The organism is Leclercia pneumoniae (assembly GCF_017348915.1).
Taxonomy (GTDB): Bacteria; Pseudomonadota; Gammaproteobacteria; order Enterobacterales; family Enterobacteriaceae; genus Enterobacter; species Enterobacter pneumoniae.
On sequence record NZ_CP071383.1, the window covers coordinates 247,857 to 263,648 of the forward strand.

Below are 15,792 nucleotides of genomic sequence, written 5' to 3' on the forward strand. Positions count from 1 at the left end.
AAAGATGGCAAATAACGGAGTCGATGCCGCCATGCGTGACCGCGTGCGGCAGCAGCTAGAAGAGGTCGAACAGCGCTTTAACGTGAAGGTGCTTTACGCCTGCGAATCGGGCAGCCGGGGCTGGGGCTTTGCCTCACCGGATAGCGACTACGACGTACGCTTTCTCTATGTGCATCAACCTGAATGGTACCTGCGCGTTGAGCCGCAGCGCGATGTGATAGAGCTGCCGATAGATGACGAACTGGATGTTTGCGGCTGGGAATGGCGCAAAGCGCTGGGCTTGCTCAAGGCGGCGAACCCCACCTTAATCGAGTGGCTCGATTCGCCGGTGGTCTATCAGCAGAACGACGCGGTATTAGCGGAGCTGCGAGCATTAGTCCCGCAGTGGTTTTCCCCGGTGCGGGCACGCTGGCACTACTACTCAATGGCACGGAAAAACTTCCGCAGCTATTTGCAGGGGGATGAGGTTCGGCTGAAGAAGTACTTTTACGTTCTGCGTCCGCTGTTAGCGGTGCGCTGGGTCGAAGCGGGCAGAGGGGTGCCGCCGATGCGATTTGCCGAGCTGTTGGCAGGAAGCGAGCTGGAGCCGCCGCTACGCCAGGAAATAGATGAACTCCTGGCCATCAAACAGCGCGCCGGTGAAGCGCAGTACGGCCCCCGACGGCCGCTTCTGCACGCGTTTTTGCAGCAAGAACTGGCGCGGGGTGAGGTGCCGCCTACGCTGCCTGATGGCCGTGAAGGCGACATAAAAACGCTGGATGCCCTGTTGATGAAAACAGTGCTGGCGAGCTAAAAAAAGCCCGGTTGCGATGGCACCGGGCTTTTTTATTATTCGAACAGGTTCTGGTGCAGCTTCTGCACGACCTGCTCCGCTTCGGCACCCGGTACCAGGAAACAGAGGTTATAGCTGGAAGCGCCATAGCAAATCATACGGATATTAAACGGATCCAATACCCCGAAGACCTCTTTACCCACGCCACAGGCGCGAGAGAGCTGGTTACCGATAATTGCCACCAGCGCCAGGTTCTCTTCGACTTCTACACGGCACAGCGAAGAGAGCTCCATCAGCAGCGACTGAGTCAGCAGCGTATCGCCGGTAGAGGTTGAGCCGGTGGTATCCAGCGTCAGGGCGATGCTTACCTCAGAGGTGGTGATCAAATCTACCGAGATATTATGGCGCGCGAGGATACCAAACACTTCTGCCAGAAAACCGCGGGAATGCAGCATATTCAGGCTGTGCAGGGTCACCAGGGTCTGCTTGCGACGCAGGGCCAGCGCGCGGAACAGCGGTGGGTTTTCGGTGTTTTTACACACCAGGGTTCCGCCGGCTTTTGGATCTTTACTTGAACCCACAAAGACCGGAATATCGCTGCGAACGGCCGGCAACAGCGTCGCCGGGTGCAGAACTTTCGCCCCAAAGGTGGCCATCTCTGCCGCCTCTTCGAAGGCGATAACATCAATACGTTTTGCTGCCGGTACTACGCGAGGATCGGTGGTGTAGATGCCTGGTACGTCGGTCCAGATATCGACGCGAGACGCGTGCAGCGCTTCGCCCAGCAGTGCGGCGGTGTAGTCGCTGCCACCACGGCCCAGGGTGGTAGTACGGCCTTTCGCTTCGCTACCAATAAAGCCCTGAGTAATGACCATGCCTTCCGCCAGGCGCGGGGCCAGCTGTTGCGCGGTAAGCTCTGCCAGCGCGGCAATGTCGGGCTCGGCGCGGCCAAAACGGTCGTTGGTGCGCATCACTTTACGCACATCAAACCACTGGGCCTGAACCTGACGTTCACGCAGAATTTCGACAAACAGCAGAGTGGACATCAACTCACCGTGGCTGACCAGTTCGTCGGTGAGCGCGGTAGAGGTCGCCAGCGAGGCGGCTTCTGCCAGGGTGGTGATGTTCTCAAGCAGACGTTCGATCTCCTCGCGAATCACGTTTGGATTCTGCATATGCTCAAGAATATCGAACTGAATTTGGCGCAAGGCGTCGAGTTTAACGAAGCATTCAGTCGCTTCCAGTCCTTCTGACAGCGCAACCAGCAGATTCGTCACGCCAGCGGATGCAGAGAGCACCACCAGGCGAGTATTCGGATCGGCCAGCACCACATCGGCGCTGCGGTTCATGGCTTGATAATCAGCCACACTGGTGCCGCCAAATTTAGCGACCACAAAACTCGTCATAACAACCTCGTGTCAGGGAATGAATAAAGCGACCGTGGCACAAGATTGAAACGAAAACAGGTGCAGCCGCAGATTACGGCCCTATAAATAAAATGCGGGGGAAGTCCTGTCAATGCTGGGATTATGCGGATTTTTCATGGGGGGGTACCCCTCAGTAACAGGACTTATAACAGGCCATTATTTTATCCTTCGTTTTTGCCCTTTCTGGACAACAATCCACCGCGTCAGGGAGAGAGTACAGCAGCTATACTTTCCGGGTCTTTTCACATGCGTTTGATGCAGACCAGGGCAATGGCATAAAAACCATCACAATTTCTGTTCGCAGGCGCTACAATCGACCGCAGTCACAATTCTCAATTCAGAAGAGTATTGCTATGAAAAACATCAATCCAACGCAGACTTCATCCTGGCAGGCTTTACAAAAGCACTTTGACGAAATGAAAGACGTTTCGATCGCGGACCTCTTCGCAAAAGACGCAGATCGTTTCAGTAAGTTCTCCGCGACCTTTGACGATCAGATGCTGGTGGACTTCTCTAAAAACCGTATCACTGAAGAGACGCTGGCCAAACTGCTGGACCTGGCGAAAGAGACCGATCTGGCCGGGGCGATCAAGTCCATGTTCTCTGGCGAGAAGATCAACCGCACCGAAGACCGTGCCGTGCTGCACGTGGCTCTGCGTAACCGTAGCAATACACCTATCATCGTTGACGGCAAAGATGTGATGCCGGAAGTGAACGCGGTGCTGGAAAAAATGAAAACCTTCTCAGAAGCCATTATTTCGGGTGACTGGAAAGGCTATACCGGTAAAGCGATCACCGACGTGGTGAACATCGGCATCGGCGGTTCCGACCTGGGTCCGTTCATGGTGACCGAAGCGCTGCGCCCTTACAAAAATCATCTGAATATGCACTTCGTCTCTAACGTCGATGGCACCCATATCGCGGAAGTGTTGAAGAAAGTGAACCCGGAAACCACGCTGTTCCTGGTGGCATCAAAAACCTTCACCACCCAGGAGACCATGACCAACGCCCACAGCGCGCGTGACTGGTTCCTGAAAACCGCGGGCGACAACAAACACGTGGCGAAACACTTCGCGGCGCTCTCTACCAATGGTAAAGCGGTTGGCGAATTCGGTATCGATACGGCAAACATGTTCGAGTTCTGGGACTGGGTGGGCGGCCGTTACTCCCTGTGGTCCGCCATTGGCCTGTCGATCATCCTCTCCGTAGGCTTCGACAACTTTGTTGAACTGCTCTCCGGCGCACACGCGATGGATAAACACTTCTCCACGACGCCTGCCGAGAAAAACCTGCCGGTGCTGCTGGCGCTGATCGGGATCTGGTACAACAACTTCTTCGGTGCGGAAACAGAAGCCATCCTGCCGTACGACCAGTACATGCACCGCTTTGCGGCCTACTTCCAGCAGGGCAACATGGAATCCAACGGTAAGTACGTTGACCGTAATGGCAACGCGGTGGATTACCAGACCGGCCCAATTATTTGGGGTGAACCGGGCACCAATGGTCAACACGCCTTCTATCAGCTGATTCACCAGGGCACCAAAATGGTACCATGCGATTTCATCGCCCCGGCTATCACCCATAATGCCCTGTCTGACCACCACCAGAAGCTGCTGTCTAACTTCTTCGCCCAGACCGAAGCGCTGGCGTTCGGTAAAGCGCGTGAAGTGGTAGAGCAGGAGTACCGCGACCAGGGTAAAGATCCGGCTCAGCTGGACCACGTGGTGCCGTTTAAAGTGTTCGAAGGCAACCGCCCAACCAACTCCATCCTGCTGCGCGAAATCACTCCGTTCAGCCTGGGGGCGTTGATTGCGCTGTATGAGCACAAGATCTTCACCCAGGGCGCGATCCTGAATATCTTCACCTTTGACCAGTGGGGCGTAGAGCTGGGTAAACAGCTGGCTAACCGCATCCTGCCTGAGCTGAGTGATGATAAAGATATCGCCAGCCACGATAGTTCAACCAACGGTTTGATTAACCGTTATAAAGCGTGGCGCGCGTAATAAATTAGTCATAAATGATGCCGGCGCCATGCCGGCATTTTTTTATCGGACTATTCTTGTTGTCCGTTACCTTACGCAAATTTCTATTATAAGTTTTATCTGAAAAGGCCAAATAGCCCAATAGTTATCAGGGTCTATTTTAGGAGTATACGCAGAACCCAACTCTCGCTGTATATTTTAATTAATTGAAATTAATGGTTTTTTAATTCATTAAATAGACTTTTTATTTCCCTGCATCCAATTATCTGAAAACCTTTCTGTTATTTCCCGCTGCGTCAATCCGTCTGCTTTAGTTGTGTATACTCGATCCCGCCTGAATTTCTTTTCAGGTAAATCTCCATTCATTCATTGAAGGGAAATTGATATGAAGAAAGTACTTTATGGCATTTTTGCCATATCTGCGCTTGCGGCGACGTCTGCCTGGGCAGCACCGGTTCAGGTCGGTGAAGCGGCGGGTTCGGCTGCGACGTCTGCGTCTGCGGGGAGTTCTACCGCAACCGCGACCAGCACCGTAGGCTCGGCCGTGGGTGTCGCGCTGGCGGCAACCGGTGGCGGTGATGGTTCCAATACCGGAACCACGACCACAACCACAACAAGCACCCAGTAATACCGGGTGTATTAACTCTAACCACACTTCGGTGTGGTTATTTCGCCCCTTCGGAGAAGAGTCGTGAAGCGACCTGCAATCATCCTGATTTGCCTGCTTTTACAGGCCTGCTCAGCCACCACTAAAGGGCTGGGCAACTCACTGTGGGAGAGTCTGTTCGGAACGCCGGGTGTTCACCTGACCGATGACGATATCCAGAACATGCCCTACGCCAGCCAATACATGCAGTTAAACGATGGCCCGCAACTGTTTGTGGTACTCGCTTTCGATGAAAACGGGCAGCAGAAATGGGTGACGCAGGATCAGGCCACCATTGTTACGCAGCATGGCCGCATAGTGAAAACACTGCTCGGCGGCGACAATCTGCTGGAGGTGAATAACCTCGCGGATGACCCGCTTATCAAGCCCAATCAAATTACCGACGGCGCAAGCTGGACGCGGACGATGGGCTGGACCGAACACAAACAGGTGCGCTATGCCACTGCGCGGTCGGTCTTTCGCTGGGATGGCAGCGACAGCGTAAAAGTCGGCAGCGACGAGACTCGCGTTCGCGTGCTGGATGAAGCCGTCACGACCGATCAGGCTAGCTGGCATAACCGTTACTGGGTGGACGACGAAGGGCAGATACGCCAGTCGTTGCAGTACCTGGGCGCCGATTTCTTCCCGGTGAAAGCGACCCTGATTAAGGCAGCGAAACAATGAACATCAAACTCTGCGTTGCGCTGTTAATGTGCCTGAGTGCGCCGCTGGCGTGGTCGGCGGGCACGGTTAAGGTCTATATCGCCGACAGCAAAGAACCCAAAACCTTATCCAATGCGGAACACCTGCTCTATCTGGTTGGACAGCCTCGTCTGGCAAACAGCTGGTGGCCGGGAGCCGTAATCAGTGAGCGTCAGGCCACGGTGCGTGCAGAGCAGCAGCACAAGGCGTTGCTGGCAAGGCTGACCGGGCTTGCTGGCCAGGCCTCTGGCGACGATACGGCGGCAATCAACGCCGTGCGCCAGCAGCTGGAGCAGATTGCCGTGACCGGACGTCAGCGGATAAATCTCGATCCTGATGAAGTGCGCATAGCGGAAAACGGCAATCCGACGCTGCTGGGGGAGTACAGCCTGTGGATCCCCGCCAAACCTGGCACCGTGACGGTGATGGGGCTGGTCAGCAGCCCGGGCAAAAAGCCGTTTACGCCGGGGCGCGATGTGACGAGCTATCTCGACGAGCAGAGCCTGTTAGCGGGTGCCGAGAAGAGCTATGCGTGGGTCGTTTATCCGGATGGCCGTACGCAGAACGTCCCGGTGGCCTACTGGAACAAGCGTCATGTGGAGCCCATGCCGGGCAGCGTGATTTTTGTCGGCTTTGCCGATCACTTCTGGACGAAGGCGTATGACGGTCTCAATACCGACATCCTTCACTCCCTGACGCATCGGATACCGGATTGATGAAAAAAACTTATCTCTACAGCGCCCTGGCGCTGTGTGTGAGCGCCGCCTGTCACGCAGAAACGTATCCGGCCCCGATCGGGCCGTCGCAGTCGGACTTTGGTGGTGTGGGGCTGCTGCAAACGCCTACCGCCCGCATGGCGCGGGAAGGGGAGATCAGCCTTAACTATCGCGATAACGATCAGTATCGTTACTACTCCGCCTCGGTACAGCTTTTCCCGTGGCTGGAAACCACCCTGCGCTATACCGACGTTCGCACCAAAAAATACAGCAGCGTAGAGTCTTTCTCTGGCAATCAGACTTACAAAGATAAAGCCTTCGACGTAAAACTGCGCCTGTGGGAAGAGAGCTACTTGATGCCGCAGGTCTCCGTCGGCGCGCGCGATATCGGCGGTACAGGTCTGTTCGATGCCGAGTACCTGGTGGCCAGTAAAGCCTGGGGCCCGTTTGATTTCAGCCTCGGCCTGGGCTGGGGATATCTCGGCACCAGCGGTAACGTCAGTAACCCGTTCTGTTCATACAGCGACAAATATTGCTACCGCGACAACAGCTATAAAAAGGCCGGTTCGGTCAATGGCGATCAGATGTTCCACGGCCCCGCTTCACTGTTTGGCGGCGTAGAGTATCAGACGCCCTGGCAGCCGCTACGCCTGAAGCTGGAGTATGAAGGGAATAACTACAGCGAAGATTTTGCCGGCAAGCTGGAACAGAAGAGCAAGTTTAACGTTGGCGCCATTTATCGCGTAACCGACTGGGCCGACGTGAACCTCAGCTATGAGCGGGGCAATACCCTGATGTTTGGCGTGACCCTGCGCACTAACTTCAATGATATGCGACCGTCATACAACGATAACGCCCGGCCGAAATACCAGCCGGAGCCGCAGGATGCCATCCTCCAGCATACGGTTGTTGCCAACCAGCTCACGCTGTTGAAATACAACGCCGGCCTCGCGGATGCGAAGATCCAGGTGAAGGGCGATACCCTGTACGTGACCGGCGAGCAGGTGAAATACCGCGATTCAGGAGAAGGGATCGAACGCGCCAACCGGATCATCATGAACGATCTTCCCGACGGGATCCGCACGATCCGCGTAACTGAAAACAGACTTAACCTGCCTCAGGTGACCACTGAAACGGATGTGGCAAGCCTGCAGCGCCATCTGGCGGGAGAGCCACTGGGACATGAGACCGAACTGGTTCAAAAACGGGTGGAGCCGATAGTGCCAGAGAGCACCGAGCAGGGCTGGTATATTGATAAACCGCGCTTCGATTTCCATATCGATCCGGTGCTAAACCAGTCCGTCGGTGGGCCAGAAAACTTCTATATGTACCAGTTGGGGGTGATGGCCACGGCGGATCTGTGGGTGACGGATCACCTCCTGACCACCGGGAGTCTGTTTGGCAACCTGGCGAATAACTACGACAAGTTCAACTACACCAACCCGCCAAGCGATTCGAAGCTGCCGCGCGTGCGTACACACGTACGTGACTATGTGCAAAACAACGCGTACGTGAACAACCTGCAGGCCAACTATTTCCAGTACTTTGGCAACGGCTTCTACGGCCAGGTGTACGGAGGCTATCTGGAGACCATGTATGGCGGCGCGGGGGCCGAAGTGCTTTACCGTCCTGTCGACAGCAACTGGGCGTTCGGTCTGGATGCCAACTACGTGAAACAGCGTGACTGGCGCAGCGCGCAGGACATGATGAAGTTCACCGATTACAGCGTGAAAACGGGCCATCTCACCGCCTACTGGACGCCGTCGTTTGCTCAGGATGTGCTGGTGAAAGCGAGCGTTGGACAGTATCTGGCGGGGGATAAAGGCGGCACGCTGGATATCTCGAAACACTTCGACAGCGGCGTGGTTGTCGGTGGCTATGCGACCCTCACCAACGTGTCGCCGGATGAGTACGGGGAAGGGGACTTCACCAAAGGGGTGTATGTCTCTATTCCGCTGGATCTCTTCTCATCGGGCCCGACCCGCAGCCGCGCGGCCATTGGCTGGACGCCGCTGACCCGCGACGGGGGGCAACAGCTTGGACGTAAGTTCCAGCTGTATGATATGACCAGCGATAAGAGTATTAACTTCCGCTGAGGCTCCTCACCCTAACCCTCTCCCCAGTGGCGAGGGTTCGGTTTTCTCCCTCTCCCTGAGGGAGAGGGCTGGGGTGAGGGCATGGTTTTCCCCCTCTCCCTCAGGGAGAGGGTCGGTGTGAGGGTAACAAACTCCGAATCGAGTAAAACATAAACAAAAAATATAGATCACCGTCACATTTTTGCGTTATACAGGAACCTCGCCCTGGAGAATGAGGTGCTGTATGACATCCCTGACCCGCCCGCGCGTTGAGTTCATCTCAACCATCCTCCAGACCGTGCTGAACCTCGGTCTGCTGAGCCTTGGTCTGATTCTGGTCGTCTTTCTCGGCAAAGAGACGCTGCATCTGGCCGATGTCCTGTTTGCCCCTGAACAAACCAGCAAATACGAGTTGGTCGAAGGGCTGGTGGTCTACTTTCTCTACTTTGAATTTATCGCCCTGATCGTGAAGTACTTCCAGTCTGGCTTTCACTTTCCGCTGCGTTACTTTGTCTACATTGGCATTACGGCGATTGTGCGGTTGATTATCGTTGATCATACCTCGCCGCTCGACGTGCTGATCTACTCGGCCGCCATTCTGCTGCTGGTGATCACCCTCTGGCTGTGCAACTCCAAACGCCTGAAGCGGGAATAAAAAAAAGGCGCTCCGAAGAGCGCCAACAACAGTCACAGTGAATTTAAGGCAATTTGAGGGATAACAGTGGCATAGAACAATGAAACTTAACCTTTCACTCCGCCTGCGGTCAGGCCGTTAACCAGCCAGCGTTGAGCCAGCAGGAATACAACGGTGATCGGAATGGCAGAGAGCACAGCGGCGGCGGCAAAGTCGCCCCACAGGTAGTTTTGTGGGTTCAGGTATTGCTGCATCCCAACCGCTAGCGTGTAGCTGTTTACATCACGCAGCAGCAGAGACGCGACCGGCACTTCGGTGATGGCCGCGATGAACGACAGAATAAACACCACCGCCAGAATCGGCACCGACAGCGGCAGCAGCACCAGACGGAATGCCTGCCACGGGGTTGCGCCATCGAGCGACGCCGCCTCTTCCAGCGAGTTGTCGATGGTTTCGAAATAGCCCTTAATCGTCCAGACATGCAGCGCAATCCCGCCCAGATAGGCGAAGATCACGCCGCCGTGGGTATTGAGGCCGATAAAGGGCACATACTGACCCAGACGGTCAAACAAGGCATATAACGCTACCAGCGACAGTACCGCCGGGAACATCTGGAAAATAAGCATCCCTTTCAGCAGCGTGGCTTTCCCCGGGAAGCGCATACGGGCAAAAGCATAGGCGCAGGTGGTGGAAAGGGTCACGATGCCGATGGCCGTAATGGTGGCCACCTTCACCGAGTTCCACAGCCATAACAGCACCGGGAACGGCGGCGGCGTCACGCGACCATCTGCATGTTCAACGCTGAAGCCCAGCGCCAGCTTCCAGTGCTCCCAGGAGATCTGTTCCGGGATGAGACTGCCGGTGGCGAAGTTCCCCGAACGCAGCGAAATAGCGATAACCATCAGCAGCGGGAACATGATCGCCGCGATAAAAATCAGCAGCCCCAGGTGGGTAATCAATAAACGTAACTTTTGCGATTTGGGTTGGACCATAGCCATATTCATTACCCTCCTTAGTCAAACTTCATGCGGGTTGCTTTCAGGTTCACGATAGCCAGCGCGCCCACCAGCAGGAAGATCAGCGTGGCAATCGCCGCCGCCAGACCAAAGTCCTGGCCACCGCCGCCCTCAAAGGCGATACGGTAGGTGTAACTCACCAGCAGGTCGGTATAGCCTGCCGGAGTGGTGGTGCCCAGGCGATCCGGGCCGCCGTTGGTTAACAGCTGGATCAGCACGAAGTTGTTAAAGTTAAAGGCGAAGCTGGCGATCATCAGCGGCGTGAGCGGCTTAATCAGCAGCGGCAGCGTAATTTTGAAGAAGTTCTGGAACGGGGTTGCACCGTCCATCGCCGAGGCTTCGTACAGATCGTCCGGAATCGCCTTCAGCAGCCCCATGCACAGAATCATCATGTACGGATAGCCAAGCCAGGTGTTGACGATAACAATCATGGTACGGGCGGTGGTCGGGTCGCTGAACCAGGCCGGTTTGATGCCAAACAGCGCGCTCAGCATCATGTTGATCTCACCAAAGCTCTGGTTAAACAGCCCTTTGAATATCAGAATCGAGATAAACGAGGGCACAGCGTAGGGCAGAATGAGCAGCACCCGGTAAATCGCTTTACCTTTGAGCGACTCCCACTGCACCAGACAGGCCAGCACCATGCCGACGGCCACGGTCAGGATCACGGTCAGTACCGAGAAGACTACCGTCCAGATGAAGATCGCGAAGAACGGTTTCTGGATACCTTCATCAGTAAAGACGCGGGTAAAGTTGTCCCAGCCGATGGTCACGGTATAGCCCGGGCTGAGCTTCTCATCACCCCAGGTGCCGTCGGCGTTTACCGCCTGATAAAAACCGACATCGTTATTCGGACGGTACTTCACGCCGCTCTGGTTGTTGGTCAGGGTGCCGTCATCGGCCCGGGTATACAGCGGCCGGGTGCCGGAGAACTGGCGCAGCGAGCTCATGGTCACTTTGCTCTCATCCGGCAGCATGGCGGTGAGCTGGGTCAGCGCCTGACGATTCTGGGTAATGACACGCAGATTAGCGCGTTCGCCTTCCGGCAGGGCCGCGGCCTCTTTCAGAGTTAGCTTTTGTTCACCGCCAAATTTAAAGGCATCAGAAACAAAGACCTTTTGGCTTTCCTGGTCAGTAAGCGCTAACTTCCATTGGTCACCGTCAGGATACAAGCCAAAATTAAAGCTCTTACCCGCCTGGTATGAGCGATCCATTAGCACCTGCTGGGCGCGCTCTTGCGCAAGCTGGTTGGTGCTACTGTAGTTAGTAAACGCGATCGCGATAGTACAGATTAACGGGAACAGGACAAACAGCCCCATCCCGGCCACGCCCGGATAGACATAACGCCACGCGTAGGCTTTTCGATTAGCGAAGATATAGAGGCCAACCGCGCTCAAAATCAGCGTCATGCCGGCAAACAGGTACTCCCCCTGGGCGTACATCAAAACAACAAGGTAACCCACCAGCAGGGCAAGCAGACCAATCACTGACCATTTCAGCGTGTCGCTTTGCCACCAGTGTTTCTTTTTAATGACATCCATGGGGTTCTTCCTCAACAGCGTTTTATCTTTTCTTCCTCTCCTGCGAGAGAGGGCCGGGGCGAGGGGTACAGATAGCGACAACCCTCGCCCTAACCCTCTCCCGGGGGAGAGGGAATTACGGCATTACTTGGTAATACGTCCCTGCGCATCTTTCAGCGCCGCATCGACAGTCTGACGACCGCTTGCCGCGTTGATGACCGCGGTACGGGTGGCGTACCAGAACGCTGCCATTTGCGGGATGTTCGGCATGATTTCGCCTTTCTGGGCGTTATCCATAGTGGCCGCAATACGTGGATCTTTTGCCAGCGTATCCTGGAAGGATTTCAGCGCCACGGCACCCAGCGGTTTGTCTTTGTTCACCATGTCCAGGCCGTCGTCGGTCAACAGGTAGTTCTCCAGGAACTCTTTCGCCAGCTCTTTGTTCGGGCTGGCGGCGTTGATACCGGCACTCAGTACGCCAACGAAGGTTTTAGACGGCTTGCCTTTGAAGGTTGGCAGCACCGCTACGCCGTAGTTGATTTTGCTCTTGTCGATGTTGGACCACGCCCACGGACCGTTGATGGTCATCGCGGTTTCGCCCTTATTGAAGGCGGCTTCGGCGATGGAGTAATCGGTATCCGCGTTCATGTGTTTGTTCTTGATCAGGTCAACGAGGAAGGTCAGACCCGCTTTCGCGCCTGCGTTGTCCACGCCGACGTCTTTGACGTCGTATTTGCCGTTTTCAAACTTGAACGCATAACCGCCATCGGCAGCAATCAGCGGCCAGGTGAAGTACGGCTCTTGCAGGTTGAACATCAGCGCGCTCTTACCTTTGGCCTTCAGCTCTTTATCCAGCGCCGGGATCTCTTCCCAGGTTTTCGGCGGGTTAGGTACGAGGTCTTTGTTGTAAATCAGGGAGAGCGACTCAACCGCCACCGGGTAGGCGATCAGCTTGCCGTTGTAACGCACGGCATCCCAGGTGAACGGGACCAGCTTGTCCTGGAAGGCTTTATCCGGCGAGACTTCCGCCAGCAGGCCAGACTGTGCGTAACCACCGAAACGGTCATGCGCCCAGAAGATGATGTCCGGGCCGTCGCCGGTCGCTGCAACCTGCGGGAATTTCTCTTCCAGCTTATCCGGGTGTTCGACGGTGACTTTGATACCGGTGTCTTTCTCGAATTTTTTGCCCACTTCGGCCAGGCCGTTATAGCCTTTATCGCCGTTAATCCAGATAACCAACTTACCTTCTTCGATCTTGGCCAGAGCCGGGGCGGAAATCATCATTGCTGCCAGGGCGGACAATGCGAAAACGCGTGCGCCAGTCTTGATATTCATATCTGCCATCCTTTTTATGATGTGCTGTGGATACAATGAGGTAGTTCAACGTGGCTCAGTCTCCTTATTTGACATCCTCTTTCCATCCTCCTTGACCCTACGCCCCACCCCCTCAATGTGTGATCTGCGTTGCATAAATTTGAGTTATGCGTACTGGCGCACATAAACAGGCAGTGAATTTTGCCGTCTGCATCACGATTTTCGCCTCCGCCCCCGCTCGCCGGGGGCAGAGCCTGCTCTTTCATCCTCCCGCCTCCTCCCCCATAAAAAAGCCAGGGGGTGGAGGATTCGCGACGCGACGCGTTACCGCATAGTCAGCCCATCTTGAATGTTTCTGTCGATGACGGGTTGTAACAAAGGGAGTAGGGGATGGCGAGCGTACAGCTGCGTAATGTAACGAAAGCCTGGGGCGACGTGGTGGTGTCGAAAGACATCAACCTGGATATCCAGGAAGGTGAATTCGTGGTGTTTGTTGGCCCGTCAGGTTGTGGTAAATCCACGCTGCTGCGCATGATTGCCGGTCTTGAAACCATCACCAGCGGTGATTTGTTCATTGGCGACACCCGTATGAACGATGTGCCGCCCGCTGAGCGCGGCGTGGGCATGGTGTTCCAGTCTTATGCCCTCTATCCCCATCTCTCGGTTGCCGAGAACATGTCTTTCGGCCTTAAGCTGGCCGGCGCGAAGAAAGAGATTATCAACCAGCGTGTGACTCAGGTTGCCGAAGTGCTGCAGCTGGCGCACCTGCTGGAGCGTAAACCGAAGGCGCTCTCGGGCGGCCAGCGTCAGCGCGTCGCGATTGGCCGTACGCTGGTGGCTGAACCGCGCGTCTTCTTACTGGATGAACCCCTGTCGAACCTTGATGCCGCGCTGCGCGTGCAGATGCGTATCGAGATTTCCCGTCTGCACAAACGTCTGGGTCGCACCATGATTTACGTCACCCACGATCAGGTCGAGGCGATGACGCTGGCCGACAAAATTGTGGTGCTGGATGCCGGTCGCGTGGCGCAGATAGGTAAACCGCTGGAACTCTATCACTATCCGGCAGATCGCTTTGTTGCGGGCTTTATCGGCTCGCCGAAGATGAACTTCCTGCCGGTGAAAGTGACGGCGACCGCCATCGAACAAGTTCAGGTTGAGCTGCCGAACCGCCAGCAGGTGTGGTTACCCGTCGAGAGCACCAACGTGACCGTTGGCGCCAACATGTCTTTGGGCATTCGCCCGGAGCACTTACTGCCTAGCCACATCGCCGATGTGACGCTGGAAGGTGAGGTGCAGGTAGTAGAACAGTTAGGCCACGAAACTCAGATTCATATCCAGATCCCCGCCATCCGTCAGAACCTGGTTTACCGCCAGAATGACGTGGTGTTGGTAAAAGAGGGTGCCACATTCGCTATTGGCTTGCCGCCAGAGCGCTGCCATCTGTTCCGTGAGGATGGCACCGCATGTCGTCGGCTGCATAAAGAGCCCGGCGTTTAAGCATTCCAAAAGAAAACACGTAACCGACAGGTGAAGTGTTCAAAGAAAAGCAATGATCTCAGGAGATAGAATAATGATTACTCTGCGCAAAGTCCCTCTGGCGGTCGCCATTGCGGCAGGCATCCTGTCTGCCCAGGCCGGCGCTGTCGACTTTAAAGGTTATGCTCGTTCTGGCATTGGCTGGACCGGGAGTGGCGGCGAACAACAGTGTTTCCAGGCAACGGGTGCGGGTTCTAAATATCGTCTTGGTAACGAATGTGAAACCTATGCCGAAATTAAACTGGGCCAGGAAGTGTGGAAAGAGGGCGATAAGAGCTTCTACTTCGACACCAACGTAGCCTACTCCGTTGCACAGCAGAACGACTGGGAAGCCACTGACCCGGCCTTCCGTGAAGCCAACGTGCAGGGTAAAAACCTGATTGAATGGCTGCCAGGCTCCACTATCTGGGCCGGTAAGCGCTTCTATCAGCGTCATGACGTTCACATGATCGACTTCTACTACTGGGATATTTCAGGTCCGGGTGCGGGTCTGGAAAATATCGATGTCGGTTTCGGTAAACTCTCTCTGGCGGCAACACGTTCCTCTGAAGCGGGTGGCTCTTCTGCCTTCGCTAGCAACAACATCTACGACTACACCACCCGTACAGCAAACGATGTTTTCGACGTTCGCTTAGCCCAGATGGAAATCAACCCGGGCGGTACGCTGGAGCTGGGTGTGGATTATGGTCGTGCAAACGAGCGTGATGACTACTATCTGGTTGATGGCGCATCTAAAGATGGCTGGATGTTCACCGCTGAACATACCCAGAGCATGCTGAAAGGCTTTAACAAATTCGTTGTCCAGTACGCAACGGATTCAATGACTTCTCATGGTAAAGGACTATCGCAGGGCGCAAGCATCGGAACTTCCGATGACATTAACTATGCCATGGATAATAACGGTCACCTGATACGACTCCTTGACCACGGTGCGGTCTCTCTGGGTGACAGCTGGGATCTGATGTATGTCGGTATGTACCAGGACATCAATCTGGACAGCAACAATGGGACTAAATGGTGGACTGTGGGCGTGCGCCCTATGTACAAATGGACCCCAATCATGAGTACCCTGCTTGAAGTTGGCTACGACAACGTTAAGTCTCAGGAAACAGGCGATACCAACAATCAGGTTAAAGTCACTCTCGCACAGCAATGGCAGGCGGGTGATAGCATCTGGTCTCGTCCGGCTATCCGTATCTTCGCCACTTACGCGAAGTGGGACGAAAAATGGGGTTATGCGCCAACAGGTAAAAACACTATCGCAGGCTATGCCCCTGGCATCGCTTATAGCGATACCTCGGCAAGAACCTTTAGCCGCGGTGACAACGACGAGTGGTCCTTCGGTGCCCAGATGGAAATCTGGTGGTAATAGCGTCTTAATCTGACGTACAGACCAAACGAGGGGCGAAAGCCCCTCAATTCCTTCGGGACGGCGCGCTATTGCCTGGC

The 15,792-nt window shown here is 55.2% G+C and carries 13 protein-coding genes; 9 read left to right on the plus strand and 4 right to left on the minus strand.

Annotated features, from left to right (window positions below):
• The first annotated feature begins 4 nt into the window (after positions 1-4).
• Positions 5-793 carry a nucleotidyltransferase domain-containing protein gene (locus tag JZ655_RS01150; protein ID WP_207292792.1) on the plus strand — a complete coding sequence of 263 codons (789 nt, stop codon included), beginning with the start codon at positions 5-7 and terminating at the stop codon, positions 791-793.
• A 35-nt stretch (positions 794-828) separates the two neighbouring features.
• On the opposite strand, the gene lysC is transcribed toward JZ655_RS01150, so the two are convergent.
• A complete protein-coding gene (lysC, locus tag JZ655_RS01155; RefSeq protein ID WP_207292793.1) occupies positions 829-2,178 on the minus strand; it encodes a lysine-sensitive aspartokinase 3 in 1,350 nt (449 codons plus the stop codon).
• A gap of 374 nt (positions 2,179-2,552) precedes the next feature.
• Here lysC and pgi point away from each other — a divergent pair, with 374 nt between their 5' ends.
• The 6 genes from pgi (at position 2,553) to psiE (ending at position 8,975) form a co-directional block, all read left to right on the plus strand.
• Entirely contained in the window at positions 2,553-4,202 is a 1,650-nt protein-coding gene (pgi, locus tag JZ655_RS01160) for a glucose-6-phosphate isomerase (protein ID WP_207292794.1), read from the plus strand.
• Between the two features lie 364 nt (positions 4,203-4,566).
• Complete coding sequence (gene yjbE / locus JZ655_RS01165; RefSeq protein WP_040077635.1) at positions 4,567-4,809, plus strand: exopolysaccharide production protein YjbE; 243 nt, start codon at positions 4,567-4,569, stop codon at positions 4,807-4,809.
• A gap of 63 nt (positions 4,810-4,872) precedes the next feature.
• A complete protein-coding gene (locus JZ655_RS01170) occupies positions 4,873-5,511 on the plus strand; it encodes a YjbF family lipoprotein (RefSeq protein ID WP_040077634.1) in 639 nt (212 codons plus the stop codon).
• Positions 5,508-6,245, plus strand: a complete 738-nt coding sequence (locus tag JZ655_RS01175; protein WP_207292795.1) for a capsule biosynthesis GfcC family protein — start codon at positions 5,508-5,510, stop codon at positions 6,243-6,245. The genes JZ655_RS01170 and JZ655_RS01175 overlap by 4 nt, the downstream gene beginning before the upstream one ends.
• Positions 6,245-8,341: a YjbH domain-containing protein gene (locus tag JZ655_RS01180; protein WP_207292796.1), complete on the plus strand. Its 2,097-nt coding sequence runs from the start codon at positions 6,245-6,247 to the stop codon at positions 8,339-8,341. Before JZ655_RS01175 ends, JZ655_RS01180 begins: the two co-directional genes overlap by 1 nt.
• Positions 8,342-8,564: 223 nt before the next feature.
• Positions 8,565-8,975 carry a phosphate-starvation-inducible protein PsiE gene (gene psiE, locus JZ655_RS01185; protein ID WP_040077630.1) on the plus strand — a complete coding sequence of 137 codons (411 nt, stop codon included), beginning with the start codon at positions 8,565-8,567 and terminating at the stop codon, positions 8,973-8,975.
• Between the two features lie 86 nt (positions 8,976-9,061).
• On the opposite strand, the gene malG is transcribed toward psiE, so the two are convergent.
• The 3 genes from malG to malE form a co-directional block, all read right to left on the minus strand.
• Positions 9,062-9,952 carry a maltose ABC transporter permease MalG gene (gene malG, locus JZ655_RS01190; protein ID WP_040078625.1) on the minus strand — a complete coding sequence of 297 codons (891 nt, stop codon included), beginning with the start codon at positions 9,950-9,952 and terminating at the stop codon, positions 9,062-9,064.
• A gap of 14 nt (positions 9,953-9,966) precedes the next feature.
• Positions 9,967-11,511, minus strand: coding sequence for a maltose ABC transporter permease MalF (malF, locus tag JZ655_RS01195; protein ID WP_207292797.1), 1,545 nt, complete (start codon positions 11,509-11,511; stop codon positions 9,967-9,969).
• A 123-nt stretch (positions 11,512-11,634) separates the two neighbouring features.
• On the minus strand, positions 11,635-12,825 hold the full coding sequence (gene malE, locus JZ655_RS01200) for a maltose/maltodextrin ABC transporter substrate-binding protein MalE (protein ID WP_046885542.1): 1,191 nt from the start codon (positions 12,823-12,825) through the stop codon (positions 11,635-11,637).
• 369 nt (positions 12,826-13,194) lie between these two features.
• Here malE and malK point away from each other — a divergent pair, with 369 nt between their 5' ends.
• Positions 13,195-14,304: a maltose/maltodextrin ABC transporter ATP-binding protein MalK gene (gene malK / locus JZ655_RS01205; protein WP_207292798.1), complete on the plus strand. Its 1,110-nt coding sequence runs from the start codon at positions 13,195-13,197 to the stop codon at positions 14,302-14,304.
• 70 nt (positions 14,305-14,374) lie between these two features.
• Positions 14,375-15,712: a maltoporin gene (locus JZ655_RS01210; RefSeq protein WP_154298841.1), complete on the plus strand. Its 1,338-nt coding sequence runs from the start codon at positions 14,375-14,377 to the stop codon at positions 15,710-15,712.
• Positions 15,713-15,792: the final 80 nt, after the last annotated feature.

What these genes read in the sequence shown, in the direction of transcription:
- malE (WP_046885542.1), bottom strand. Translation starts at nt 12,825, where the DNA reads ATGAATATCAAGACTGGCGCACGCGTTTTCGCATTGTCCGCCCTGGCA.
- malG (WP_040078625.1), bottom strand. Translation starts at nt 9,952, where the DNA reads ATGGCTATGGTCCAACCCAAATCGCAAAAGTTACGTTTATTGATTACC.
- JZ655_RS01175 (WP_207292795.1), top strand. Translation starts at nt 5,508, where the DNA reads ATGAACATCAAACTCTGCGTTGCGCTGTTAATGTGCCTGAGTGCGCCG.
- lysC (WP_207292793.1), bottom strand. Translation starts at nt 2,178, where the DNA reads ATGACGAGTTTTGTGGTCGCTAAATTTGGCGGCACCAGTGTGGCTGAT.
- yjbE (WP_040077635.1), top strand. Translation starts at nt 4,567, where the DNA reads ATGAAGAAAGTACTTTATGGCATTTTTGCCATATCTGCGCTTGCGGCG.
- psiE (WP_040077630.1), top strand. Translation starts at nt 8,565, where the DNA reads ATGACATCCCTGACCCGCCCGCGCGTTGAGTTCATCTCAACCATCCTC.
- malF (WP_207292797.1), bottom strand. Translation starts at nt 11,511, where the DNA reads ATGGATGTCATTAAAAAGAAACACTGGTGGCAAAGCGACACGCTGAAA.
- JZ655_RS01180 (WP_207292796.1), top strand. Translation starts at nt 6,245, where the DNA reads ATGAAAAAAACTTATCTCTACAGCGCCCTGGCGCTGTGTGTGAGCGCC.
- JZ655_RS01150 (WP_207292792.1), top strand. Translation starts at nt 5, where the DNA reads ATGGCAAATAACGGAGTCGATGCCGCCATGCGTGACCGCGTGCGGCAG.
- pgi (WP_207292794.1), top strand. Translation starts at nt 2,553, where the DNA reads ATGAAAAACATCAATCCAACGCAGACTTCATCCTGGCAGGCTTTACAA.
- malK (WP_207292798.1), top strand. Translation starts at nt 13,195, where the DNA reads ATGGCGAGCGTACAGCTGCGTAATGTAACGAAAGCCTGGGGCGACGTG.